This is a genomic window from Priestia sp. SB1 (assembly GCF_038898415.1).
In genome coordinates, this window is sequence record NZ_JBBJSS010000001.1 from 901,708 (window position 1) to 926,866 (window position 25,159).

Below are 25,159 nucleotides of genomic sequence, written 5' to 3' on the forward strand. Positions count from 1 at the left end.
AGCAGAACGTTTCTTTGCAAATAAAAAGAGATTAAGACATAACTGCATCGATTCAATCTAAAGATGAACAAATGTGAAACCTACGTTCACCTTAACAATAAAAAAAGAACGAGTGATCGATATTATCAATCACTCGTTCTTTTTTAACTTTAACTGAAATCGTTTTGTCCCAGCCTTTATTTATGATTAAAGATCCAATCCTTCTCCAACTTTTAATACTTTTCCTTCAATACCGGATAAAGACTCAACAAATTGATGAGGATCTTGCTTAATTACAGGAAATGTATTGTAGTGAATTGGCACAACAAGCTTTGCCTGCACCCATTCCGCTGCGATAGCCGCATCTTCAGGTCCCATTGTAAAGTTATCTCCAATTGGAAGAAATGCTACGTCAGGCTCATGGCGACCAATTAACTTTAAATCAGAAAATAAAGCCGTATCTCCAGCATGATAAATTGTCTTTCCTTCAATCGTTAAAAGCAAACCAGCCGGCATTCCTGTATAAATAATTTTCTCATTATTTTCTGTATAACTTGAACCGTGGAAAGCTTGTGTCAATTTTACCGTACCAAAATCAAATGTATAGGCTCCGCCTATGCTCATTGGATGTACGTTTAAGCCTTGCCAGCTAAGATATGTAGCTAATTCTGCTACTGCCACAACAAGTGCACCGCTGCGCTTAGCAATTTCCACCGTGTCGCCTACATGATCATTATGGCCATGAGTCAGTAAAATCACATCTGCTTTTACATCTTCAGCATGTAAATCTGTTAATTCATTTCCAGTGATAAACGGGTCAATTAAGATTGTTTTTCCTTTTGTTTCAATTTTAACAACAGAATGTCCATGATAAGAAACGTGCATCATATATTCTCTCCTTTTACACTAACCTTTTCTATATTCTACCCGTCTGTTTTGGTTACAAAACAAGTGAATACGCGGCTATCATATCACAAACTGCGCAAAAACATGCCTTATTATGCTTGCTCTAATAAAGTTGTTGCATCAGCGTAAGTTAGACCGTGTGCATCTGCAACAGCCGCGTAAGTGACAAACCCATTTAGGGTGTTGATGCCTTGAAGAAGGGAAGGGTTTTTTAAGCACGCTTTTTTATATCCCTGATTTGCTATTTGCAAAGCATAAGGAACCGTTACGTTGGTCAGCGCTAAGGTCGACGTGCGGGGAACAGCCCCTGGCATATTAGCAACAGCATAATGCAAGACCTCATGCTTCGAGTAAGTCGGGTTATCGTGAGTAGTAATACGATCAGTTGTTTCAAAAATTCCGCCTTGGTCAATGGCAATATCAACCACAACTGACCCTTTTGACATCGTTTGAACCATTTCCTCGGTGACAAGCTTTGGCGCTTTAGCTCCCGGTATGAGAACCGCTCCTATCACTAAATCTGACTCTTTTACAGATTGTGCGATATTGTAGTGATTTGACATTAATGTTGTCACTTCTTTACCAAACAAATCATCCAGCTGGCGAAGGCGATCAGCGTTTAAATCAATTATTGTGACATCAGCCCCTAATCCGACCGCAATTTTAGCAGCGTTGGTTCCCGCTACTCCTCCTCCAATAATTGTTACTTTTCCTCTTTGCACGCCTGGCACTCCACTTAACAAAATCCCTTTGCCACCTTTGGTTTTTTCTAAAAATTGAGCTCCAATTTGAGAAGACATTCTTCCTGCAACTTCGCTCATCGGCGTTAACAGAGGCAAGCTTTTATTTGGAAGCTGTACCGTTTCATAAGCGATACCCACTACCTTTTTATCAATCAATGCTTTCGTTAACGCTTCTTCAGCTGCCAAATGTAAATACGTAAACAAAATAAGTCCTTCACGAAAATATCCGTATTCTTCTGAAATCGGTTCTTTTACTTTCATAACCATTTCAGCATCCCATGCTTCTTTTGCAGTATTTACAATAGAAGCTCCTGCATTTGTGTAATCTTCATCATGGAATCCAGAGCCTTCTCCTGCCTGTGTTTCAATATATACATCATGCCCACCGTTAACTAAAGCTGTAACACCAGCTGGAGTAATAGCCACGCGATTTTCATTATTTTTTACTTCTTTCGGCACTCCAATTTTCACCTTTATCCCTCTTTTCTTATATCAGTGATTAACTGAAAAAAGAACGCCACACCAAATCCTTTAGAAAACCGGATTTACTATGACGTTACCTTTCGATAGAGCTCAGCATAATCCTGCTTTTCTTAGTCTATATACAGTATATGCATGTAGTTATTCATATAGTTCGTTATCACTCTGTGCTTCTGGATTTTCAACTACAGAAGCCATAGCATCGCCAATAACGCCGCTTGAATAAGAATCCATTAGCTGTCTTGATGTCTCTTTTTCTCCTTCAAAATCATATTCATATACATGCTGCGGATGTTTTTTGTCTTTCATATGTCACTTCTCCTTTTTCACTCTATTTTCTTTACGAATGTGAACTTTATTTCATAATCCCTTACATGATCTTTTCTATTTTCTTCTTAATTGCTTTAGTTATACCATTTATCTCACATCAAAAAACGCCCGCAGAATTTTCTGCGGACGTTTTGAAAACTGTTTTATATTGAAGCTTTTTCATGCAATTCATCTTTAGCTAGCTGAATTGCTTTTTTCACTTGTTCAAACCCTGTTCCTCCCGCGCTATTGCGGCGATTAACAGCTGTTTTTGGACTTAATACATGGTAGATGTCTTCCTCAAATAAATCTGACGCTTCTTTATATTGCTCGAGCGGCAAATCCATTAGGTAGATATTTTTCTGAATACAAACGAGAACTAGTTTCCCAACCACTTCATGTGCTTCACGAAACGGCATACCTTTTGCAGCAAGATAGTCAGCTAACTCCGTTGCATTTGAAAAATCTTGTTTCGTAGCTTTTTCCATAACATTTGTTTTTACTGTCATTGTTTCAATCATGCCAGCAAAGATTGTTAAGCAGCCTTCAATCGTTGTAACCGTATCGAACATGCCTTCTTTATCTTCTTGCAAGTCTTTGTTGTATGTTAAAGGCGTGCCTTTTAACACAGTCAACAAGCTAAATAAATGACCATATACTCGTCCTGTTTTACCACGAATTAACTCTGCCATATCAGGATTTTTCTTTTGAGGCATAATACTGCTGCCAGTTGCATACGTATCATCCATTTCAATAAATTGAAACTCTTGACTAGACCATAAAATTAACTCTTCACAAAAACGAGATAAATGCATCATTAAAATAGAACTGTTGCTTAAAAACTCTAAAATAAAGTCACGGTCGCTGACAGCATCCATACTGTTTTGATAAATTCCATTAAAGCCTAGAAGCTCCGCGCTGTAATGACGATCAATTGGAAATGTCGTACCAGCTAAAGCTCCTGCTCCTAAAGGAGATAAATCAATACGCTTTAGTGATTCCGCATAACGCTCAGCATCACGCTTAAACATTGAAACATAAGCCATTAGATGATGAGCAAAAGAAACCGGCTGCGCGCGCTGTAAATGTGTGTAGCCTGGAAAAATAGTTTCGACATGCTGATCTGCTTTTGTAAGCAGCACATCTTCTAGATTTTCGATCAGTCCTACAATTTGCTGAACATGCTTTTTTAAATATAAGTGCATATCTGTAGCAACTTGATCATTACGGCTTCGACCCGTATGAAGCTTACCTCCAACCGGACCAATTTCATCAATTAATAGCTTTTCTAAATTCAAATGAATATCTTCATATTGAGCAGAAAATGTTAATTCTTTCTTCTTAGCTTTTTCAAGCAGTGTTTGAAGGCCTTTTTTAATTTGTGACGCTTCATCTCCAGAAAGAATGCTGCATTTCTCAAGCATTGTTACATGTGCTAAACTGCCTTCAATATCTTCTTCTACAAGATGCTGATCAAATGAAATGGACGCACCGAACTCGTCAATCCATTGTTCAGGGCGTTTCGTAAAACGCCCTCCCCAAAGTTTGGTCATACCGTTGTCACCTTCTTTTGATTTACCATGCTGCTCACTTGTGTTGGAAGACCCCATAATGAGATAAAACCAACTGCTGCATTGTGATCAAATTCATCTTCTTTTGTATATGTTGCAAGTTTTTCATTGTATAAAGAATTAGGAGATTTACGTCCCTCTACGATAGCATGCCCTTTAAATAGTTTTACTCTCACTGTTCCGTTCACATATTGCTGCGTGTCTTTTAAGAATGCAAGCAGGGAATTTGTTAATGGAGAGAACCATAAACCCTCATAGATAACTTCTGTTAATTTTTTCTCAATCACTGGTTTGAAGTGCGCGACTTCTTTCACTAATGTTAAATCTTCAAGCTCTTTGTGTGCTTTGATTAATGTCATAGCAGCTGGACACTCATATACTTCACGTGATTTGATTCCCACAAGACGGTTTTCTACATGATCAATACGTCCCACTCCGTGCTTACCTGCAATTTCATTCAATTCTAGAATTAACTGAGCTAGCGTATAAGATTGACCATTTAATGCTACTGGAACACCTTCAACGAATTCAATTTCTACTACATCGGCTGTGTCCGGAGTATTTTCAAGAGAAGCCGTTAGGTCATATGCTTCTTCAGGTGGAGCTGCCCAAGGATCTTCAAGAACGCCGCACTCGTTACTTCTTCCCCATAAGTTTTGGTCAATTGAAAATGGGCTGTCTAAGTTAATTGGAATTGGAATATTCTTTTCTTTTGCATACTCGATTTCTTCTTCACGAGACCATTTCCAGTCACGAACAGGAGCTAAAACTTCTAAGTGTGGATTTAATGCTTTAATTGATACTTCGAAACGCACTTGGTCATTTCCTTTTCCCGTACATCCATGTGCGACAGCTACTGCATTTTCTTGTTCTGCTACTTCTACAAGCTTTTTAGCGATTAGCGGTCTAGATAGTGCAGATACTAATGGATATTTTCCTTCATATAACGTGTGTGCTTGAAGTGCTGCTAATGCAAATGTATTAGCATATTCTTCTTTTGCATCAATCACATATGACGATACCGCTCCAACTGTTAAGGCTTTTTCTTTAACGAATTTTAAATCTTTTCCTTCGCCTACGTCTAAACAGCAAGCTACCACATCGTACCCTTTTTCTTGTAACCATTTAATTGCAACTGATGTATCTAAACCTCCGGAATATGCTAAAACAACTTTTGGATTACTCATCATCTATTCCTCCTACAATTATATATATATTAATACAAACGTTTTAATTTTTATTCATTTAATCTACTATTACTTTAACAACTTTTTAATCTATTTTCAATAGTTATTCAAAAAAAAGTATATAAATTCACGTTTTTTTTAATTTAATAGGATAAAAGCTTTTAAAATACTGTAAAAATAGACGTGAATGAATATTCCTGCCTTAAATGCATTGTATATTTATATGCATAAATCAAGTATAAATGATTTATTTTTCACTTAAAGTAGCTCTGGCTTTTTTCATTGTATAAAATGGAAGGGAAGAGGTGAAAAAATGGAGCGCTTTTTTACTTATGACAACAGACTCGGTATAAAAATTCCTGCTCTTGAAAGAGAATGGACATTCTATTCTGAAAAAGTCCAGCAGGATATCCTCCTAACATGGGAATCCATTCGAGGGCAAATTCCAGACAAAATTCAATCTGTAGAAAAGAGGATTAATCAAAAACAAGCGGCGTTAGAAGATGAGACTAATTTTATCCGCTCCTGTGAATTAAATAGCGAGATAGGAGAACTTGCTTCTATTATTAATGATTTGTGGATTTGGTATCGAACAAATGAGGAAATATCAAAAAAAGTTCACGGATAGACAAAAAAACGAGTCTCATGAAAAATTAATGAGACTCGTTTTTCTTATCCAGCAAATAGCGGTATTGGTAAAAGCGCTTCGCATAATCTGTCACTTGTTTGGCCATTCGATAATTCATCCCTCCGCCAACCATCATACTCACAATTGGCAAACGATTATAAACTTTTCGCTTCGCAGCAAATATAGCTAGCGTTTTTCCAATTTGCACAACGATTTTTTGCAGCCACGTCTTATCTACAATTTGATCAACACCTTCATAAAAATACGGGTCAAATTCTTGGCTTAGCTCACTCTTTAATTGATGCCACCCCTCAGCCTGAAGGTGTCTAGGTAACGTTGCTGCATGAAAAACTTTTAGCGTTAGCATAAGCTCTGAAGGAGTCTGGATATGATAGCCGTAGCTCATTGCTGCCTGTTGCACCGCTTGAATATTCATGCATAAAACAGCGGGTATATCAATACCGACTAGCAGCGATTGGCCGGTTCCTGAAAGTGCTCCTTGACTCAGCGCATACAACCGCAGCTTGGCCATTTGCTGTTCGCATATATAAGAAAGCTGATCTACTTGAAGGGAATTCATTTCTGACAGATCTGTGATATCTTCTTTGAATACACGGGCGGTTTCAATAATTCGTTTTGTGGCTTGAGTTTGCATTTCCGTACCTTGAATTAATGCAGTTAACTGAAAGAGTCCCTCATCAATTTTATGTAAATAGGTCTCACGAACAGAAGCAGGAATTAAGTTAAGCCCTTTTTCTAACCATTCTTCGTACAATAACTCCATCTCAGTTGCTTCTACGCTCTGTAAGCTCTCTTCCCATTTATAGATTTCTTCTAAAAGCTGTTCTTCGCGATTCGTTAATATCATCATGTCACCCTTTCAAGAAATAAGTAGTTTTATTTTTATTATAACAAATAATGCATCCGTTACATTTTGCTTCCTATATTATTTCTTTCTTCTATACGTTGTAAACCTTCTTTCAACCGTCAGCTCCTTACGCTATATAAAAAAGCTGATTTCCTAACAAGGAAATCAGCTTTTCGTTAGTTTGCCTGACAATTTATGAGAATTCATGCATTGAAGAGGCACTTTATGAACTTAAATATTCGCTAAACGAGTAACGTCACGTGCAATCATAACTTCTTCGTCTGTAGGAATAACCATAACTTTAACTGGAGAATGAGGGTAGCTAATAAATGCTTCTTCTCCTTGTACACTATTTAAAGCTGGATCCCAATAAACGCCCATGAACTCTAAACCACGAAGAACGCGAGCACGTACAACATCACTGTTTTCTCCAATACCTGCTGTGAAGATGATTGCATCTACACCAGACATACGAGCAGCATAAGAACCGATATATTTATGAATACGGCTAGCAAATACTTCAAGTGCTGTTTCAGCGCGTTCATTGCCTTCAGCGCTTGCTTTGATTAGATCGCGTAGGTCACTAGAAATACCAGATACACCTAAAAGACCACTTTCTTTATTTAATACATTTAATACTTCGTCAGCAGTTTTTCCTGTTTTCTCCATAATAAATGGAATTAATGCAGGGTCAATGTTACCTGAACGAGTTCCCATTGCTACACCAGCTAATGGTGTGAAGCCCATTGATGTATCAATTGACTTTCCGCCTTCAATTGCAGCGATACTTGCACCGTTACCTAAGTGACAAGAGATTAAGCGTAATTGTTCAATTGGGCGTCCAAGAAGCTCAGCTGCACGCTCAGAAACATATTTATGAGATGTGCCGTGGAAACCGTATTTACGAACGCCATACTTTTCATAGTACTCGTACGGTAAGCTGTACAAGAATGATTTTTCTGGCATTGTTTGATGGAATGCTGTATCGAAGACTGCTACAGCTGGAACATTTGGAAGAATATCTTGGAACGCTTTAATTCCCACAATGTTTGCTGGGTTGTGAAGCGGTGCTAAATCAGATAAAGCTTCAATTTCCGCTAGTGTTTCATCTGTGATTAAAACAGAGTCAGCAAATTTCTCTCCGCCGTGTACGACACGGTGACCTACACCAGTGATTTCATCGTATGATTGAATGATGTTTTGAGAAAGTAACTTTTCAACTAAAATTTTAACTGCAACAGCATGGTCAGGGATTTCTGTAATATCCGTTTGTTTTTCACCATTTACCGAGATCGTGAAAACAGCGTTATCTAAACCAATTCGTTCTACTAAACCTTTTGTTAATACCGTCTCACTTGGCATTTCAAATAATTGAAACTTAAGTGAAGAACTGCCGGCGTTGATTGCCATGATTTTTGACATAAAAAAACAGCTCCTTCTTTATTATACGTGCATCATAAACATAACGAACAGAACATAAAAGTGTAATCTCTACAATATTCTATGCATTTCGACACGATTTCTATCCTTATTCATTTAATCATTCACGACAATAGATTTCAAGAGCTATACATCATGAAAACGCTACCGGCAAATATTCATTATTTTCGAAAAAGACTTACTTTTTATTAACGCGAAACCATTGGTCCATTTGAGCCATAATATCACTCATTGCTTCTCGATTACTGAACTTAGGCAAATTCACAAGCAGCGCGTTCTCAGGTGCCGTTACCCCTTCTCCTTGCTTTTGAAGAATGATAATACTCTTAGCAGCCTGCTCTTGTTTGAACATTGAAAGCGGCAGCTGAACGATTCCTTGAACGATTGCTTCCTCTTTTAGCAGCGGCTGTAATAAATGAGACTGTTCAGATTCGAACAAGTTATTTGGAATAAGAGCTACTACGTATCCTCCGTCTTTTACATGGCGCAAGCTTTGTTCAATGAATAAGTGATGAGCATAGGTATGACCTTCTTCAGCTCTTACTTTATACTCTTTTGCCCCTTCATCGTTTGGATAATAACCAACCGGCAGGTCACAGACAACTAAATCAACAGGATCAATAAAAAGCGGCTGTAAGCTGTCTTGATTAAATAATTGAACGCTGTGCTTCTGTAAGTTTGCATTTACATATGTCAGTTGAAGTAATAAATCATCCACATCTACACCGTATACATGTTCAATTGACGCAGCGTGTGTATTTAAAATGGTTGTTAATAAGTTTCCAGCTCCTACTGCTGGATCTAAAAGCGTATACTTATCTTTTCCTGCCATGAATTTTCCAACTAAGTAGCTGACAAATAGTCCTACAGCATCAGGGGTCATTTGGTGGTTAGGCTGAACTGCTTCTTTCATCCCTTTTAAAATAGCTAGCTGATATGCTTTTCGAATCGTTTCTTTTTCAAAATGATCAAGCGTGATTGAATCGTATTCTTTTTTTAAACGTTTTTTGGTTACCTCATCTAGCTCTTCTTGCAAAATAGTTCCTTGAAACAAGTTTTCTCCCGTTTCAGCTACTGCTTCTAAATATACGCAGTTTAGTTCTTTTCTTAAAATAATAGCTGTTTGATCAATTACACCAAATAGCTTTTCCATACTAGCTAATTGACTCATATTCTGCCTCCTGTGTAATGAAATGATATCTATATAAATGAGTAAACGTCCTATTTGGAACATCATATTTTATCATAAAAGCTTCTTAAAACACAAAGAAGGCGAAAAACATTGTTTTCCGCCTTCTGCCGAACGCCATCGACAATCTTACTTAGCTGCTTTAGCTGCTTCGATTGCTGCTTCGTAGTTCGGATGCTCAGTTACTTCTGGTAAGTACTCAACATACGTTACGTTGTCATTTGAGTCTACTACAAAGATTGAACGAGCCAATAAGCGTAATTCTTGAATAGCTACACCATATGCTTCGCCGAAAGATAAGTCGCGGTGGTCAGATAATGTTTGAACATTATCAATGCCATTAGCACCACACCAGCGCTTTTGAGCAAACGGTAAATCTACGCTCACTGTTAATACTTTTACGTTATCTAATTTAGCTGCTTCTTCGTTGAAGCGGCGAGTTTGCGCATCACAAACTCCAGTATCAATAGAAGGAACTACACTGATTAGGCGAACAGAACCCTTTGTACTGTCAAGCGTTACTTCTGATAAATCATTTGCTAAAACGGTAAAGGTTGGCGCCTTGTCTCCAACCTTTACTTGATTTCCTAATAATGTTACATCGTTACCTTTAAATTTAGTCACGAATAATTCCTCCTTTAAATAAGTATGTACACTGTTCATATTAGCTTGTCTGTCTCTATATTGCAATTAAATGACATACATACTATAACGCTATATGCTAGAAAACATGCCCAATAAAAAAAGGCTTTGCTTGCTTCTTTTATCGTTCAAAGAAGCAAGCAAAGCTTTATTTTATCCCTACAAATTAAAATCATTTGCACCGTCATGATGCTGATTTTGTTGATTATGATGATCCTGCTGATGGTTATTTCGCTTGAACATTTGCTGCACGCGTTCAATTGCTTGAGGTGCTGTATCTAAAATCTTTTCATATAAATGTGTACTTTCATTAAGGTGAAGCATTTTAATTCCGCTTCCACTCACAATTAAAAAGGCAATTGGCGTAATTGATACACCGCCACCGCTACCTCCGCCAAATGGATGACCTGATTCTTGCTGATGCTGCCCTGGAGAAGATGGCGCATGCCCTTCTACTCCAAACTCGCTTCCGCCCGCTGCAAAGCCAAAACCTACTTTTGAGACAGTTAAAATAACGCTGCCATCAGGTGTTTCTACGGGATCACCAATGATTGTATTAACATCAATCATTTCCTTTAAATTTTCCATAGCTGTCGACATTAAACTTTTAATTGGATGTTCTGCCATTAAGATAACCTCCTTATGTTTTCACAGAGTGTGTCTTGTTCTTATTTGACGACTTCCATCTTTTGCGACGCTTTTTGGACGTATGCCGCCAGTATCTCAAGGTCCGTAAACCTACTAGAATAGCTTGACCAACTCGAAAAGAAATTATGCACTCAAATACCGTTTCTGACCAAAGATGTTGAAATACAGGGGTAACGCTCATTACAGGCATATCTTTTAGTTTCATATAACGGCTGATTATACCAACTATGCCCCCCTTTGCAGACCATACAGCCCCGGTAAGTACGCCTGTTAACGCAGCATCACCTAAGCCGAAACGGCTGTGCCATTTAATATCCCTTACCGTCACTTTCTGTAAGAAACGACGAAAAATTTTATGAAAACCGACTACCTGTTCAAGGAATTGCTTCGCATTTTCTAACATGCTTAACCCGTCTTCTACAGAATAATCACTCCATGAATTCTCGTCTTCTTTTCCTTGATCACCCATTCCTTTCTTCTTTTCAACAAGCAAACGAGGAGAATCTTTTTTTACTTTCACTACCGGAATTTCATATGTATAGCGAATAAGACCAAACCAAGCCCTGAGTCTCACTCTGTAATAATCGTTATCTCGGACATGATGAAGCTCTACAAATAGCGTGATGTTTGTCCATACAATAAGTACAATAACAATTAAAAGTGCTAGCAATATCCATAAAAGCCATAGCACATCCTTCACTCCTTCTTAGCTTCACATTATCTCCAAAACACAGAATATTAAACCTTATGAAAACAATAAAAAGAGGTTGAGACATAACGAAATGAATCCAATTTAAAGACGAACAAATAGTATACATGAGCTTAACCGCTTGCGACACCGCAGTTGATTTCCGTGCAAGGCTTCGCTTTCCCTCCAATCAACTGCTAGAAAGACCTACACACATGAAACCTACGTTTACCATAACCAAAAAAACGAACCACTAATCAAACACCTTGATCAATGGTTCGTTTTTCAATTTGTCTAAATACTTTTGCCCCAGCCTCTTTTTATTATCTGCTTATTGTACCTTCATGTATAACGGTTGTATCTGCATAGTAATCATGCGCTCCTTGCTTTTTAGGTAAAAAAGCAACTAACAAATAGCCAAGTAAAAAAACTGTTTTAGAAATATAACGTCCAATTCCTTCACGAAACAGCACAACAGGCCAAGTTAAAGTGGAGTCTTTCAGTGATACTACTTTAAGCCCAAACACCATCTTTCCAAGCGTTTGTCCAAAATACTTGGTCATTAAAACAAAATAACCATAAAAGATAATCACCGTCACAATCGTATAGGGAGAAAAAAATCCATCCCCTTGAGGAATATCTGCTAAATGGAAAATGGGTTTGATCAGCAGGGAGTTCAAGCTAGCTACTACAGCTAGATCCAAAAGATATGCCCAAAAGCGCATCCAAAAGCCTGCATAATGGAATTCACTACCTATTGGAGCACTTACCGCTGGCTCATGTTTTATAGTGTCGTTTGATTCGGTTGAATGAGATTGATTTTCCATGTTCCCACCTCTATTCTGCATATAAATACATCAAGCGCGGAGAGCTTGGCTGCGCAAATGTTTTTAACATTGCGGTAACTTGTTCATCTCCACCAATTACTTTTTGCATGCTCATTGAAAGCCAAGAAGGCAGTCCGAATCCTTGATTGTATTGAATTACTTGTGCACCTTTTAACTTGTAATCTTTCTCCATTCCTTTTACCGTATCTTCAAAATAGCCTAGTTGATCGACCAGCTTCAGCTCTTTAGCCTGACGTCCATCGTACACTCGTCCATCTGCAATAGAACGCACTTTTTCTTTAGACAAGTGGCGTCCCTCAGAGATAACATTGACGAAACCATCATACGAGTTGTCTACAAGTGTTTGCATAATTTCTTTTTCTTCTCCGGTCATTTCTCTTGTTGGAGACATAATATCTTTATGAGCCCCGCTTTTAATAACAACAGATTCTACTCCTAGTTTATCCGCCAGCTTGCCATAGTTAACGCTTTGCATAATTACACCTAGTGAACCTGTTAAAGTGTCAGGGATTGCATAGATTTTAGTAGCAGCTGTTGAAATGTAATAGCCTCCTGAAGCAGCCATTGATCCCATTGAAATATAAACTGGCTTTTTCGTGTCTTTCTTCAGCTCTTCAATTTTTTTATGTATTTCAGCACTTTCAACGACGCCCCCGCCCGGTGAATTCACCTTAATAATGACTCCTTTAACTGCCTTATCATTTTTTGCAGCCTCTAGCTGCTTTAAAAATGCTTGGTGGTTATAACCATTTTGAGACATAAGCGGAGAGGAACCGCTTCCTGTATCTTGAATCGTTCCATTGACCTCTAGTACTGCAATTTTCTTAGCTGCATTCCCTTTTTCGATAACTGTTTCTGATAGTTCACTGTCGTCTCCTCCAAATATGCCTGCCAGACCGTCATCTTTTTCTTCTTTGACTGAAAAACCAACATTAACAATCGCAGAGAAAATGAATAAGCAGGCCGCAATCAAAAGAGCAATCCACCTTTTTTTGTTCATGAAAATCCTCCTTTTTAGGTGTCAGAATTAAAAGATTATTCTTTTAATTTTTAAAGCAATAATGCTATAATTATTGTAACAAACTTTTTTTAAAAAGTTTACTTTATCGCTAATATTTTACATATCAGACAAACAAGGGGGAACTATCTATGCCAAATCGTCGCAACGTTTATTTCTTTCATCCAAAAAACCAGGAAACAAAGACGCTCGTAAGTCCACTTATTGAACTTGCAAAACAATATGATTTTCATGTAGTAGACCATTTCGACAGCGCTAACATCATTGTAAGTATTGGCGGTGACGGAGCTTTCTTGCAGGCTGTCCGTCAATCTGGCTTTCGAGATGACTGCTTATATGCTGGTGTCACAACTTCAGATCAGCTAAGCTTTTACTGCGATTTTCATATTGATGAAACGGATAAAATGATTGAAGCTATTACAACAGAAAATATAGAAGTACGTCGATTTCCCGTTTTACAAACTCAAATTGATCAAGGAACTTCTTTTTATTGCTTAAATGAATGTTCCATTCGATCAGGTGTTATAAAAACATTCAGTCTAGATGTTTTTATTAACGAAAATCACTTTGAAACATTCCGTGGGGATGGGATGATTATTTCAACACCAACAGGCAGTACGGCTTATAATAAATCGGTAAATGGAGCCGTAGTTGATCCGTTAATTCCTTGTATGCAAGTCAGCGAATTGGCATCGTTAAATAATAATAACTATCGTACATTAGGATCTTCATTCATCCTAAGCGCTGAGCATACGCTCACTTTAAAACTATCCAATGACAACAACCACAATCCAATTATTGGAATAGATAACGAAGCATTAAATGCACGTCAAGTTGATCAAGTTCAAATTCGTTTAAGCGACCGTCAAATTAAAACGGTTAAGCTGAAAGATAACTCTTTCTGGCAACGAGTTAAGCGTACATTTCTATAACAAAAAGCGCCCTTGGGCGCTTTTTATTTTTGATATACAATTTCTCCATCAATAGCAGTCATCTGCACCCGTACCCATGGAATATCATCTGCAGGTATCTCAAACAGATCTCTTTCTAATACGGTAAAATCAGCTACATAACCCTTTTGAACGTATCCTTTTTTATGCTCTTGATGAATGGCCTGCGCGCTTCCTAACGTAAACAGCTGAACAGCTTCAAATACAGTCAGTCGCTCAGAAGGTATGTAAACGACCGAGCTGTTTGGAGAAGTTTTTCTTGAAACCGCTGCATGAATCGTTAACATTGGATTGATAGGTTCAATAGGCGCATCCGATCCCCCTGCACACATAACGCCCTCGTCCAATAACGTTTTCCACGCATAGCAATAATCCAAATGCTCTTCTCCAATTTTTTCAATAACCCATGGAAAATCACTGGCTAAAAATCGAGGCTGAATATCCAATACAACAGGAAGATTTTTTACAAGATCAACTAAATCTTTTCGTAAAATCTGCGCATGAATGATACGATCTCTTTGCCCTGTTTGAGGAGGATATTGCTCGATGCTTTCTACTACATATTGAAACGCTAAATCACCAATCGCATGAATTGCAACGGTCATGCCCAATTCTCTCGCTTTCCGCACTAGCTGCTTTAATTCATCTAGTGATTGAATAGCTACACCTCTTGTAGAAGGGTCGCTTTTGTAGGGAAAGCTTAAAAGCGCAGATTGACTGCCAAGCGAACCATCAGCAAAAATCTTCATTGGTCCTATTTCGATAAAATCGGATGTGTCTTTCTTTTCTTCACAGTATGTATACATATCATCTACAACTTCATGATGAACAAGTAAATGAGCACGAAACAGCTGCTTTTCTTTATGAATAACGTCTTGAAATGCTTGATATGTACGCAGAAAGCCTCCATAATAATTTAAATCTTCCGTATGTCCACCCGTTAATCCGTGCCGAACACAATCTTTAATGGCCACTGAAAGCGCTTGTCGAATGTAGGCTTCTGATACTTGAGGAATATGAGTCGTTACTAATTCTTGCGCTTGATCAGCCAAAAAACCGGTAGGATTTCCAGCTTCATCCCTCTGGATAATACCTCCTTCCGGATCACGTGTTTCAGCTGTAATTCCGGCTATTTTAAGAGCTGTTCCGTTCGCTACTAATCCGTGACGACAAACTCGCTTCAACATAATAGGATGTTCAGTTGAAAGCTGATCAAGATCTTGATACTGAATCAATGAGGAATCTTCCCACTGATTTTCATCCCAGCCTTCCCCGATCACCCATTCTCCTTTTGGTGTACTCTCTACTTTTTGTCGAACACGCCTCAACACGTCTTCCCGAGAAGTAGCTTGAGACAAATCAAGCCGAAGAAGCTTTTCACCGTGACCAATTAAGTGAAGATGGCTATCTACAAAGCCCGGATACATTGGGTGTCCTTTGAGGTGTACTTCTTTGTCAATCTCAGCACCCCATTTGATTCTTAGATCTTCTTCTGCGCCTATATCTTCAATGAATCCTTTTTCAACATATACGCTTTCTACATGCTCACCTTCTTTTAGCATCGTATATATTTTGCCGCCGTAAAATAAAGTCCCCATCGCCAACATCTCCTTTACTTTATAAAGCTTGATCTTGTCTCTATTATACGTGACAAAACAAACAAGACAAAAGAGTGAGGTTTCCCCCACTCTTTTTAGCCATCATTATTTAATTAATATGACTTATTTACCACCAAGTTGTTGCTCAGCCATTTGAACTAAGCGTTTAGTGATTTCTCCACCAACAGATCCGTTAGCGCGAGCTGTTGCTTCTGGTCCAAGATTTACACCGAATTCAGAAGCGATTTCGTATTTCATTTGGTCGATAGCAGCTGCTGAACCAGGAGCTACTAATTTGTTTGTGTTTGCCATGTGTTTTCACCTCCTTGTTGAATATAGATTGTGTCAAAACACATGGCATCATACATTATTTTTTTGGTAATTTTATGAAATTTTACTTTTAAAACAAATCTTCTACGCTGTCTGCGGTATTTGTAGCCGAAGAAGCTGTCATCTCAAGCGTTTCTACATTATTTACCGCTTCTTGAATTAATGTTTCAAAATCATAAAATTGTTCGTATCGATTTATTTTTTCACGCTTTGGCTTAGTTTTTGGTGAGCTTGGCGTAAAAATGGTACAGCAGTCTTCATACGGACGATTCGAAATTTCATGTGTGTCAATTTTACGGGCAATTTCCACAATCTCCGTTTTATCCATTGTCACAAGCGGACGCAAAATTGGCGTATTCGTCACTTCATTAATCGCATACATGCTCTCAACCGTTTGACTAGCTACTTGCCCTAAGCTGTCGCCAGTTACGATAGCTAACGATTCATTTTTTTCACGAATAAGGTCCGTAATTCGAAGCATCATACGGCGTGTAGAGGTCATGGTATAATTCTCTGGAATTTGCTTTTGAATCGCTTGCTGTACAGCTGTAAACGGTACAATGTGAAGCTTTACTTTTTCGTGATAAGCCGTTAATTTTTGCGTTAAATCAATTACTTTTTGCTTAGAACGTTCACTTGTAAAAGGCGGACTATAAAAATGAACCGCTTCTATTTCTAAACCGCGCTTCATAGCTAAGTATCCTGCAACCGGGCTGTCGATTCCTCCAGAAAGCATGAGCATCGCTTTTCCACTCGTACCAACTGGAAGACCCCCTGCTCCGCGATAATCAAAACATGTAATATACGTTGCTTCACTTCTCACTTCTACTCGTACATTTACGCTTGGCTCTTTTACATTTACTTGTAGATGCTCTGTATTTCGTAGAATATGACTTCCTACTGCATAATTTAATTCGTTTGTATCAAGAGGAAATTGTTTGTACGCTCTTCGAGTAGATACTTTGAACGTTTTTCCTTCTATATCAAATTCTTTCATTGCTTCTAGCGCTGCTTCTTGAATGGCTTCAAGTTCATTTTCAACTTTTAATGCTAAACTAAAACTTTGAATACCAAAGATTTGCTGAAGACGTTCAATGATAGGCTCGTGATTTTCACCATTTAAGTGAATATACATGCGGTCTCTTGTGTATTTTACGTGAATGTTTTGGAATGCACTAAGAGCCGTTACAATATTTTTTCTTAGCTGCGCAACAAATTTTTTTCTATTTTGTCCTTTAGTGGAGATTTCTCCGTATCGAATTAAAATATGGTTATATATCATAGTTATTTACCTCATTACTTTCTTTAGATCTTCAATTACTGTGAAAATAGCATTTATAATGGGCGTTACTTCATTATAGTCATTTAATCCTGACAAGCTCAAACGAATGGACTGATCGGCTTTTTCGTAATTTTTACCGATAGCTAAAAGCGTTTTACTTGGCTTTTTTCGTTTTGATGAGCAGGCAGATGTAGTTGATACAAACACTCCTTTTTCTTCAAGAGCGTGAACAAAAACCTCACCTTTAATACCTTGCGCTGTAAAATTTATAATATGGGGAGCTGAATGCTCATTCGGCGTATTAATCGTGATTCTTTCGTGAGCAGAAAGTTTGTCCATCAGTTCTGCTTTTATTTTCTGCATTTTTTGCTGATTCTGAGCTGCATGTTCAAGTGTTAAACGAAGTGCTTTAGCAAATGCTACGATTCCCGGAACATTTTCCGTGCCTGATCGATGCTGCATTTCCTGAGAGCCTCCGCTAAGCAACGGATGAAGCTGAACTCCATTTCGTTTATATAAAATTCCCGTTCCTTTTAAGCCGTGAATTTTGTGTCCTGATAATGTGCATAAATCAATTTTATGATTTGCTAAAGAAAGCGGAACTTTTCCAACCCCCTGCACATGATCGACATGAAAAAGCACCTTCGAATAGTTCGTGAGCATCTGTCCAATTTCTTCAATTGGCTGAATGGTGCCAATTTCATTATTTACATGCATAACAGATACTAAAATGGTTTCATCCGTAATAGCTGATTCAATAGCCGCAGGTGACACAAATCCACTTGAATCTACCGGAACATACGTAACGTTAAATCCTAGTGCTTCTAACTGCTTAAATGGTTCATGAACGGAATCATGTTCAATATTTGTCGTAATGATATGCTGACCTCGGCTTTTATATTGCATCGCTACGCCTTTAATAGCCAAATTATTCCCTTCTGTTCCTCCTGATGTAAAGATAATTTCATTTGACGATACGTGCAGCAATTCTGCTACTTGCTCACGTGAACGGCTCAACAAATTCTCCGCCTGTACGCCAAATTGATGGAGGGACGATGGATTGCCATAATAAGTTGTAGCTACTTTGGTAAAAGATTGTATGACTTCATTATAGGGTTTTGTTGTAGCGCTATTATCTAAATAAATCAAGGATGCGCGCCCCCTTCTTCATTTTTTCGGAACAACGTATTATCATACCACACCTTGGTATTTTTTTAAATTAGGCGTTCCTTTTATTATTAATAAACTATTTAGATTTTTTCAAAAAAACCTATATATGATTCCATAAATGTGGTAGTATGTATCACGTACTTTTAGTTTTTAAAAAGTCAGAAAATTTAATCATCAACATAAGAAACACTAGGAGGCATTATGAAAACCAAAGCACTCACTAACAAAGAAATACTTGCCATCGGTCTTATGCTGTTTGCTCTCTTTTTCGGAGCGGGAAATATGATTTTCCCTCCTTTGCTCGGACAGCAAGCCGGAACACACACTTGGAGTTCCATTATCGGTTTTCTCATTACAGGTGTAGGACTTCCGCTTATGGGGATAATCGCTGTTTCTAAAAGTAATGGAAACTTTACCGAAGTAGCTAAAAAAGTTCACCCTATTTTCGGGATTTCTTTTACTATATTGCTTTACTTAGCAATTGGCCCTTTTTTTGGTATACCCAGAACGGATACGGTAGCGTTTGAAATCGGTGTGACCCCATTTTTATCAGAAAATGCGGTTGCAAGCAAGATTCCTTTAATGGTCTATACCGTTATTTTCTTTGGCCTAACACTTTATTTATCATTGAATCCAACTAAAATTGTTGATCGCATAGGAAAAATTCTAACTCCTTTACTGCTCGCAGTATTAGCTCTTTTAGCTATCAAAAGTTTAATGACACCTATGGGTTCTTTTCAAGAACCTCACGCCAAATATATAGCCTCTCCATTTACGGGCGGCTTTATTGATGGATATTTGACAATGGATACAATTGCAGCTCTCGTATTTGGCATCGTTGTTATCAACAGTATTAAGGAAAAAGGCGTAACGGACGAACGAACACTTGCTTCGGTATGTATCAAAGCCGGGTTGATTGCTGCTGCTGGGTTAGCTATCGTTTATCTTTCTCTCGCGTATGTCGGCGCTTCAAGCGTAGAAGCAATTGGTATGAAAGAAAATGGAGGAGCTATTTTAACAGCTGTAGCTACAACATTATTCGGTTCGTTTGGCACCATTATTTTAGGACTCGCTATTACATTTGCTTGTCTAACGACAGCCATCGGATTAACTTCTGCTTGCGCACGATTTTTCACGCAGCTGGTGCCAAGCATGTCATATAAAACATTTGTTGTCATTTTAATGCTGTTTAGTGCTGTTATTTCAAATGTAGGGCTTACTCAATTAATTTCTATTTCCATACCTATTTTGACCTTTGTATACCCTATTGCCATTACGCTAATTGCTTTATCATTAATTGAAAGAGCCATTTCGTTTGGTCGAGAAGTATATGTGACAGCCGTAATCATTAGCTCGATTCTGAGCATTTTTGACGGGTTAAAAGCAGCAGGAATTATCCTAACAAGCATAGACAATTTTTTCAAAAACTATTTGCCGCTTTATAGCCAAGGCCTTGGCTGGCTTATTCCAACAGTTGCTGCTGCCTTCATAGGCTATATTATTAGTATTGCAAGAGGTACACATCACACAGATAGTATACAAAGAAAAGCGTCATAAAAAAGCTCGTGTCCTTTGGACACGAGCTTTTTAACTCTGTGAAGATACAATACGCTGTATACGATCCAGCGCACCAGGATCTACTTGCTCAATAGCTGCAGATGCCTGTTTTAATGCTTCTTTGTATTCGTAATGACGAAACGCTTCTTCTGCTTCTTCTAAAGACTGTGCAATCGAGTGATGAGTACTTCTATAACGGTTACCGTATTGAATCACTCTTTCAACGAGTCGCGCCTCTTCTAACATTGCCTCTGTTTCATCAAATGTATCCTGAACAAAACCAACAGCATCTTCAAGTAAAGATTGAACAGCTTGAATATTAAGCGGTTTTTCTTTCAGCTTAGCGGTTACTTCATTTAAGATATGAACCGTTTTTTCAAGCTGCACTTTGTATTCTTCAGGAACACCGGGAAGGTTGCTTTTTTGAATAAGGCGTCTTGCTTCAATCAACTGAGATTTCAATTCTTCTATTTTGTCCTTAGCCGAGAGCTCATCTTTGCGAAGAGCTTGTAGCATATCGCTATAGGATTCCTGAGATTCTTTTAATTGGTTAAGCTGTTTGGAAACGTCTTCGAGTTCTTCTTGGATCACACTGTAGGCTAAATTGTGCTCCGCCACCTTGTCCGAAATATTATAGTACAAGTTAGTCAATCGTTTTAGTTCGCGGTCCATTTTATAATATACGTCTAAATCGCGCTCTTTAAAATGATAGCTCTGCTGTACAAATAGCGTTTCTTCACGAAGTTCACGGTTTCGTTCTTGAAGCATACGAAGGAAGTTAGATACCGTATGAGATTCACGGTTCATTTTATGATAGGAGAAAACCTCATGCTCAAGTGAGTCATATAACTGCTCTAAGCGTTCGTTCACATCATCTAGTTTTGTAATCGCTTCTTCCACATATAATTCTTCAATATCTGCAATAATTTCAGCAGTTTCTTGTTTTAAAAGCTCTACCGTTTCTTCTACTTGCAGATGATCTAACACATATCCCTGCTCACTCATTTCGCGGAACCCGTCAAGCAGTTCATTGAACTGAACAGGAAGAGTGGTCTGACACTCAACTAACACTTTTGGAATTTGTTCTAAATACGAATCAATAGCTGTTAAATCAGTTTTTAATTGAAGAACAATCTCACGTGCTTGAAGATAGTTTCCGTTAATCGTCTCTTCCTCGTATTTTTTAAACTGCTCTTTAGATGTATTAATTGCGTATTCTAACGTTTTTTCAGCATTTCCATAGGAATACCGATGTGCGAGCAATTTTTTCTTCACGTGGCGGTGAAGCTGATTTAATTCCTCAATATCATATCGATTATCTTGTTCGCTACCAATTAAATTTTGAAGTTCAGTAAGTATGTTTTCAATATCTATCTTGGTTTGTTCTAAGGCTTGATCAATATGTATAGATAACTGCTTCGCTTTTTTAAACCGGTATTTATCTGCTGCTTCTTCCGTTTCAAACAGTTCTTTATCAATTTTCGGGAGATTAGTTGATATAATTTCATCCCACTGCTCACGCCAACGTTCAAATAGCTCTTCAGTTTGACCTGTCATGTTCAATTCTTTTACTTTTGAAATTTCCTCTGCAACTGGCGTATTTGCTAATTCGACTTTGATCGTTTCCAGGCGATCAATTTCTTGATAAATCTTTTTACGTGAAAACATTCCGTACACAACTAATCCGATAATAAGTATGATTAGTGCTATAATGAATTCCATACTAAGCCCCCTTACAGTGCGTTCTACATGACAAGTTTCTTATTTATAAAAAGGGTGAATTTAATCCTTTAAATTTTTTTGCGTCAATGTTTTTATGATACCATGTAAAGTCCAACTTTTGAGCAAAAAATTAAATTTTTTTATACAAAATATTGGCATGGAGTCACTTTGTGTCGTTACAATGGAAAAAGAAGAAAAAAGGAGGCATTTTTTATGAAAGTTGACAAACATATTCATACTCCATTTTGCCCACACGGTTCACCTGATTCATTGCAACAATATGTTGAACAGGCGATTTCCCTGAACTTTGGCGAGATTTCGTTTACAGAGCATGCTCCATTACCAAAAAGCTTCAGTGATCCGACGCCTGATCGCGACAGCGGAATGGATCCTGACAAACTTGATCGCTACATTCAAAACGTACAGCAAGTTAAAAAAGAATTTGAGCGCGATATTCGTATCAATGTCGGATTGGAAGTTGACTTTATTGAAGGATTTGAACAAGAAACAACAGATTTCTTAAACGAGTATGGTCCTTGTCTCGATGACAGCATCCTTTCTGTCCATTTCTTAAAACATGAAGAAGGATATGACTGCCTGGATTTTAGCGCTGACGTATTTGCACATATTGTACAGAAGTTTGGCAGCGTAAGCAAAGTATATGATAAGTATTACAACACGGTATTACGCTCTGTACAGGCCAATTTAGGCGTTTATAAGCCCAAGCGCATTGGTCATATGACACTCGTACATAAATTTCAAACTCGCTTTCCATATGAAGACACACTTTCCCCTATTATTTTATCAATACTCGATGAAATAAAAATGAAAGATCTGGCGTTGGATTATAATGGTGCAGGGTTGTTTAAACCTTTGTGCAAGGAAGCGTATCCAGCTCCCTTTGTCGTAAAGGCAGCCCAACAGAAAAAAATCCCTCTCGTATATGGGTCAGACGCCCACTGTGCGAAGGATTTAGGCCAAGGCTATAGAGAGCTTCATTTAAGATAATTGAACGCGAAGTTTGTTTGTCCGTTCATATGGCAAACATACCGTTGTGTGCACCCATCGCTCAAGCTCAATCGCATATTGCTGAACAAAATACGGTTCGTGAGGCAATATATGAAGAACTTCACTTAGGTACTGAGGATGAAGATAAGGCATAGACAGCATGCCCTTAAGCTCAATGATTGTAAAGGAAACGTGCAGCTTTCGAAAATCCTTTTCTTTCATCCCTCTTTCAAGGATTGTTTTTAAGTAGTATTTTTCCTTGGTTAAATACGTAGTCATAACTTCTCGAATTAAAATCGTGTCAAGAGAGATTTCTCTATATACGAGCCGGGCAATATGCCTATTTTCGTGCTGGTAATGTAAGATAGCTCGAATCATTACGATCATACTTTCTGTTGAAGACAGCTTTTTCATTTCTTGAAATGCTTGCTCCAACACCCCAATATAACCTTCAAAATAAGAAATCACTAAACTTTCAAGCAATCCTTCTTTGCTATGAAAATAATATGAAATATTCGCTACGTTCACTTTCGCTTTTCCTGCAATCTCGCGCACCGACGTACCATCAAAACCTTTTACGTTAAAAAGAGAAACGGCCGCATCAATAATTTTCTCTTTCGTTTTTGACTGTACAGCCATCTATCTACACCTCATTTCGATTTATTTTTACAAAACACATATGATTGCAAAATTGTGTAGAAATCGTTACAGTATTTAAAAAGGATTTTAGTAGCCTCTCTACATAATTCGTGATAGGCTTTTTAGTTCCTGTAATCTTTTATCGACAAAGTAGCGTTAAAACTGACGTTTCCTGATAAAAATTCATTAAATCTTATGTTGAATGGAGGAGAATACATTGTTTAATGTCGAAAACTACAGCGGCTCAAAACAAAAGGATTATGAATTAGTAATTAAGCAATTACGCGCCTTATTAGAAGGAGAAAGCAATACGATTGCTAATCTAGCAAATGCTTCAGCTTTGCTAAATCAATTTTTAAATGAAGTAAACTGGGTAGGTTTTTATTTAATGGAAGACGGGGAGTTAGTGCTTGGACCTTTCCAGGGACTGCCGGCTTGCGTTCGTATTCCACTTGGAAAAGGTGTATGCGGTACAGCAGCTCAAAATCAAAAAACAGAGCGAATTGAAGATGTTCACGCCTTCCCTGGCCACATTGCATGTGATGCCGCTTCTCAATCTGAAATCGTTGTACCAATTGTAAAAGACGGTCAGCTTTTAGGTGTTCTTGATATTGACAGTCCAATCAAAAATCGCTTTGATGAAATCGATCAACAGTATCTTGAAGAATTCGTCAAAGAACTCACTTCTTTTCTTTAAATATGAATAAGCAAAAAAACCGCTGCAAATCAGCGGTTTTTGCTTATTAAACAAACGTTTGATTAGCCATCACCACCGTTTTCTTACGTTCTTTCTTCTCTTTTCATACTTCAAATGAATATATCCTTTCTTTTACAATCTTTTAATCTTCAATCTTCCTTGACTTTATACGAGGAAACACCTATAATACTCGTTGTGTGAAATATTGCAGCTTATACAATCTTCTTTATGTTTTTTCATTTTGTTCCTCATTAAAAGGTTGTTTTACAGAAGTAGCAATTCTTTTAAAAAGATGGTGTATCGTGTAACTCTCTGCTGCTAGAGCGATGGTACATGAAAACAAAATGAGCATATCGCTAGAATGTGTCTGTTTTTGTTTTGCATAAAATAAAAACACAAACAAGGAGGAGTCATCATGGCTCGTTATACAGGTCCAAGTTGGAAAATCTCTCGTCGCTTAGGTCTTTCTCTAAGTGGTACAGGTAAAGAATTAGAAAAACGCCCTTACGCTCCAGGTCCACACGGTCCAGGTCAACGTAAGAAAATTTCTGAGTACGGTTTACAATTACAAGAAAAGCAAAAATTACGCCACATGTATGGTGTAACTGAGCGTCAATTCCGTAACTTATTCGTTGCTGCTGGTAAATTAACTGGTAAGCACGGTGAGAACTTCATGATTCTTTTAGAAGCTCGTCTTGATAACTTAGTATACCGTATGGGTCTTGCACGCACTCGTCGTCAAGCTCGTCAATTAGTTAACCACGGTCACGTTTTAGTTGACGGTAAACGCGTTGACATCCCATCTTACCGTGTACAACCTGGTCAAGTGATCGGTGTTCGCGAAAAATCTCGCAACCTTTCAATCGTGAAAGAAGCGCTTGAAGTTAACAACTTCGTACCAGACTACTTAACAGTAGACGCTGAGAAATTAGAAGGTACATTCACTCGCTTACCTGAGCGTTCTGAATTATCTGCTGAAATCAACGAAGCACTAATCGTAGAGTTCTACTCTCGTTAATAGTAAAAAGCCGTTCCCTATGGAGCGGCTTTTTTACTTTCTTT

General features: G+C 38.0%; 25 protein-coding genes. 6 read left to right on the plus strand and 19 right to left on the minus strand.

Annotated features, from left to right (window positions below):
- Nucleotides 1-186: 186 nt before the first annotated feature.
- From WKH56_RS04645 to WKH56_RS04665, 5 genes are all read right to left on the minus strand, one after another.
- Complete coding sequence (locus WKH56_RS04645) at nt 187-864, minus strand: metal-dependent hydrolase (RefSeq protein WP_033579823.1); 678 nt, start codon at nt 862-864, stop codon at nt 187-189.
- A gap of 113 nt (nt 865-977) precedes the next feature.
- Nucleotides 978-2,099 (minus strand): alanine dehydrogenase, encoded by a 1,122-nt coding sequence (gene ald, locus WKH56_RS04650; RefSeq protein WP_014458028.1) that lies wholly within the window; start codon nt 2,097-2,099, stop codon nt 978-980.
- Nucleotides 2,100-2,249: 150 nt separating this feature from the next.
- The gene (locus WKH56_RS04655; RefSeq protein ID WP_013059463.1) at nt 2,250-2,417 is read right to left on the minus strand and encodes a hypothetical protein; all 168 of its coding nucleotides are present in this window, start codon (nt 2,415-2,417) and stop codon (nt 2,250-2,252) included.
- 164 nt (nt 2,418-2,581) lie between these two features.
- On the minus strand, nt 2,582-3,970 hold the full coding sequence (argH, locus tag WKH56_RS04660) for an argininosuccinate lyase (RefSeq protein WP_014458026.1): 1,389 nt from the start codon (nt 3,968-3,970) through the stop codon (nt 2,582-2,584).
- Nucleotides 3,967-5,175, minus strand: a complete 1,209-nt coding sequence (locus WKH56_RS04665) for an argininosuccinate synthase (RefSeq protein ID WP_033579611.1) — start codon at nt 5,173-5,175, stop codon at nt 3,967-3,969. Before WKH56_RS04665 ends, argH begins: the two co-directional genes overlap by 4 nt.
- A 313-nt stretch (nt 5,176-5,488) precedes the next feature.
- On the opposite strand from WKH56_RS04665, the gene WKH56_RS04670 reads away from it, so the two are divergent.
- Nucleotides 5,489-5,803, plus strand: coding sequence for a hypothetical protein (locus WKH56_RS04670; RefSeq protein ID WP_028411794.1), 315 nt, complete (start codon nt 5,489-5,491; stop codon nt 5,801-5,803).
- Nucleotides 5,804-5,828: 25 nt separating this feature from the next.
- Here WKH56_RS04670 and WKH56_RS04675 read toward each other — a convergent pair whose 3' ends face one another.
- The 8 genes from WKH56_RS04675 to sppA all read right to left on the minus strand — a co-directional run bounded on the left by WKH56_RS04675 (nt 5,829) and on the right by sppA (nt 13,126).
- Complete coding sequence (locus tag WKH56_RS04675) at nt 5,829-6,674, minus strand: EcsC family protein (RefSeq protein WP_223260323.1); 846 nt, start codon at nt 6,672-6,674, stop codon at nt 5,829-5,831.
- A 228-nt stretch (nt 6,675-6,902) separates the two neighbouring features.
- Nucleotides 6,903-8,093, minus strand: coding sequence for an acetate kinase (locus WKH56_RS04680; protein ID WP_013059468.1), 1,191 nt, complete (start codon nt 8,091-8,093; stop codon nt 6,903-6,905).
- A 196-nt stretch (nt 8,094-8,289) separates the two neighbouring features.
- Nucleotides 8,290-9,282 (minus strand): class I SAM-dependent methyltransferase, encoded by a 993-nt coding sequence (locus WKH56_RS04685; protein WP_310884113.1) that lies wholly within the window; start codon nt 9,280-9,282, stop codon nt 8,290-8,292.
- Nucleotides 9,283-9,429: 147 nt separating this feature from the next.
- Nucleotides 9,430-9,924, minus strand: coding sequence for a thiol peroxidase (gene tpx, locus WKH56_RS04690; RefSeq protein ID WP_310884114.1), 495 nt, complete (start codon nt 9,922-9,924; stop codon nt 9,430-9,432).
- A gap of 177 nt (nt 9,925-10,101) precedes the next feature.
- Complete coding sequence (ytfJ, locus tag WKH56_RS04695; RefSeq protein WP_028411798.1) at nt 10,102-10,569, minus strand: GerW family sporulation protein; 468 nt, start codon at nt 10,567-10,569, stop codon at nt 10,102-10,104.
- A gap of 13 nt (nt 10,570-10,582) precedes the next feature.
- Nucleotides 10,583-11,281 carry a DUF2953 domain-containing protein gene (locus WKH56_RS04700; RefSeq protein ID WP_047749746.1) on the minus strand — a complete coding sequence of 233 codons (699 nt, stop codon included), beginning with the start codon at nt 11,279-11,281 and terminating at the stop codon, nt 10,583-10,585.
- A gap of 320 nt (nt 11,282-11,601) precedes the next feature.
- Complete coding sequence (locus tag WKH56_RS04705; RefSeq protein ID WP_033579607.1) at nt 11,602-12,105, minus strand: RDD family protein; 504 nt, start codon at nt 12,103-12,105, stop codon at nt 11,602-11,604.
- A gap of 10 nt (nt 12,106-12,115) precedes the next feature.
- The gene (gene sppA / locus WKH56_RS04710) at nt 12,116-13,126 is read right to left on the minus strand and encodes a signal peptide peptidase SppA (RefSeq protein WP_028411801.1); all 1,011 of its coding nucleotides are present in this window, start codon (nt 13,124-13,126) and stop codon (nt 12,116-12,118) included.
- 149 nt (nt 13,127-13,275) lie between these two features.
- Between sppA and WKH56_RS04715 the strand changes: the two genes are divergently transcribed.
- Nucleotides 13,276-14,076 carry an NAD kinase gene (locus WKH56_RS04715; protein ID WP_048019687.1) on the plus strand — a complete coding sequence of 267 codons (801 nt, stop codon included), beginning with the start codon at nt 13,276-13,278 and terminating at the stop codon, nt 14,074-14,076.
- Nucleotides 14,077-14,099: 23 nt separating this feature from the next.
- Here WKH56_RS04715 and WKH56_RS04720 read toward each other — a convergent pair whose 3' ends face one another.
- The 4 genes from WKH56_RS04720 to WKH56_RS04735 all read right to left on the minus strand — a co-directional run bounded on the left by WKH56_RS04720 (nt 14,100) and on the right by WKH56_RS04735 (nt 18,453).
- Entirely contained in the window at nt 14,100-15,692 is a 1,593-nt protein-coding gene (locus tag WKH56_RS04720; protein ID WP_310884115.1) for an amidohydrolase, read from the minus strand.
- Between the two features lie 123 nt (nt 15,693-15,815).
- Entirely contained in the window at nt 15,816-16,004 is a 189-nt protein-coding gene (locus WKH56_RS04725; RefSeq protein WP_013059477.1) for an alpha/beta-type small acid-soluble spore protein, read from the minus strand.
- A gap of 88 nt (nt 16,005-16,092) precedes the next feature.
- The gene (thiI, locus tag WKH56_RS04730) at nt 16,093-17,304 is read right to left on the minus strand and encodes a tRNA uracil 4-sulfurtransferase ThiI (RefSeq protein WP_014458016.1); all 1,212 of its coding nucleotides are present in this window, start codon (nt 17,302-17,304) and stop codon (nt 16,093-16,095) included.
- Between the two features lie 6 nt (nt 17,305-17,310).
- Nucleotides 17,311-18,453 carry a cysteine desulfurase family protein gene (locus WKH56_RS04735; protein WP_342834731.1) on the minus strand — a complete coding sequence of 381 codons (1,143 nt, stop codon included), beginning with the start codon at nt 18,451-18,453 and terminating at the stop codon, nt 17,311-17,313.
- Between the two features lie 222 nt (nt 18,454-18,675).
- Between WKH56_RS04735 and brnQ the strand changes: the two genes are divergently transcribed.
- A complete protein-coding gene (brnQ, locus tag WKH56_RS04740; RefSeq protein ID WP_014458014.1) occupies nt 18,676-20,031 on the plus strand; it encodes a branched-chain amino acid transport system II carrier protein in 1,356 nt (451 codons plus the stop codon).
- Between the two features lie 30 nt (nt 20,032-20,061).
- Here the strand turns inward: brnQ and ezrA are convergent, their stop codons facing one another.
- The gene (ezrA, locus tag WKH56_RS04745) at nt 20,062-21,753 is read right to left on the minus strand and encodes a septation ring formation regulator EzrA (protein ID WP_013059480.1); all 1,692 of its coding nucleotides are present in this window, start codon (nt 21,751-21,753) and stop codon (nt 20,062-20,064) included.
- Between the two features lie 213 nt (nt 21,754-21,966).
- Between ezrA and hisJ the strand changes: the two genes are divergently transcribed.
- On the plus strand, nt 21,967-22,761 hold the full coding sequence (hisJ, locus tag WKH56_RS04750; protein WP_048019685.1) for a histidinol-phosphatase HisJ: 795 nt from the start codon (nt 21,967-21,969) through the stop codon (nt 22,759-22,761).
- Here hisJ and refZ read toward each other — a convergent pair.
- Complete coding sequence (refZ, locus tag WKH56_RS04755) at nt 22,753-23,400, minus strand: forespore capture DNA-binding protein RefZ (RefSeq protein WP_310884117.1); 648 nt, start codon at nt 23,398-23,400, stop codon at nt 22,753-22,755. The two genes, hisJ and refZ, sit on opposite strands and share 9 nt — an antisense overlap.
- Before the next feature lie 217 nt (nt 23,401-23,617).
- On the opposite strand from refZ, the gene WKH56_RS04760 reads away from it, so the two are divergent.
- Together WKH56_RS04760 and rpsD are read left to right on the plus strand one after the other, a co-directional pair.
- The gene (locus tag WKH56_RS04760) at nt 23,618-24,097 is read left to right on the plus strand and encodes a GAF domain-containing protein (RefSeq protein ID WP_014458011.1); all 480 of its coding nucleotides are present in this window, start codon (nt 23,618-23,620) and stop codon (nt 24,095-24,097) included.
- Nucleotides 24,098-24,512: 415 nt separating this feature from the next.
- Entirely contained in the window at nt 24,513-25,115 is a 603-nt protein-coding gene (gene rpsD / locus WKH56_RS04765; RefSeq protein WP_013059485.1) for a 30S ribosomal protein S4, read from the plus strand.
- The last annotated feature ends 44 nt before the right edge of the window (nt 25,116-25,159 follow it).

Coding starts and splice junctions, on each gene's coding strand:
- WKH56_RS04720 (WP_310884115.1), bottom strand. CDS start 15,692: ATGGGGACTTTATTTTACGGCGGCAAAATATATACGATGCTAAAAGAA.
- ezrA (WP_013059480.1), bottom strand. CDS start 21,753: ATGGAATTCATTATAGCACTAATCATACTTATTATCGGATTAGTTGTG.
- WKH56_RS04655 (WP_013059463.1), bottom strand. CDS start 2,417: ATGAAAGACAAAAAACATCCGCAGCATGTATATGAATATGATTTTGAA.
- WKH56_RS04665 (WP_033579611.1), bottom strand. CDS start 5,175: ATGAGTAATCCAAAAGTTGTTTTAGCATATTCCGGAGGTTTAGATACA.
- ytfJ (WP_028411798.1), bottom strand. CDS start 10,569: ATGGCAGAACATCCAATTAAAAGTTTAATGTCGACAGCTATGGAAAAT.
- WKH56_RS04645 (WP_033579823.1), bottom strand. CDS start 864: ATGCACGTTTCTTATCATGGACATTCTGTTGTTAAAATTGAAACAAAA.
- refZ (WP_310884117.1), bottom strand. CDS start 23,400: ATGGCTGTACAGTCAAAAACGAAAGAGAAAATTATTGATGCGGCCGTT.
- hisJ (WP_048019685.1), top strand. CDS start 21,967: ATGAAAGTTGACAAACATATTCATACTCCATTTTGCCCACACGGTTCA.
- WKH56_RS04715 (WP_048019687.1), top strand. CDS start 13,276: ATGCCAAATCGTCGCAACGTTTATTTCTTTCATCCAAAAAACCAGGAA.
- sppA (WP_028411801.1), bottom strand. CDS start 13,126: ATGAACAAAAAAAGGTGGATTGCTCTTTTGATTGCGGCCTGCTTATTC.
- WKH56_RS04675 (WP_223260323.1), bottom strand. CDS start 6,674: ATGATGATATTAACGAATCGCGAAGAACAGCTTTTAGAAGAAATCTAT.
- WKH56_RS04680 (WP_013059468.1), bottom strand. CDS start 8,093: ATGTCAAAAATCATGGCAATCAACGCCGGCAGTTCTTCACTTAAGTTT.
- rpsD (WP_013059485.1), top strand. CDS start 24,513: ATGGCTCGTTATACAGGTCCAAGTTGGAAAATCTCTCGTCGCTTAGGT.
- brnQ (WP_014458014.1), top strand. CDS start 18,676: ATGAAAACCAAAGCACTCACTAACAAAGAAATACTTGCCATCGGTCTT.
- WKH56_RS04725 (WP_013059477.1), bottom strand. CDS start 16,004: ATGGCAAACACAAACAAATTAGTAGCTCCTGGTTCAGCAGCTGCTATC.
- argH (WP_014458026.1), bottom strand. CDS start 3,970: ATGACCAAACTTTGGGGAGGGCGTTTTACGAAACGCCCTGAACAATGG.
- WKH56_RS04670 (WP_028411794.1), top strand. CDS start 5,489: ATGGAGCGCTTTTTTACTTATGACAACAGACTCGGTATAAAAATTCCT.
- WKH56_RS04685 (WP_310884113.1), bottom strand. CDS start 9,282: ATGAGTCAATTAGCTAGTATGGAAAAGCTATTTGGTGTAATTGATCAA.
- thiI (WP_014458016.1), bottom strand. CDS start 17,304: ATGATATATAACCATATTTTAATTCGATACGGAGAAATCTCCACTAAA.
- WKH56_RS04705 (WP_033579607.1), bottom strand. CDS start 12,105: ATGGAAAATCAATCTCATTCAACCGAATCAAACGACACTATAAAACAT.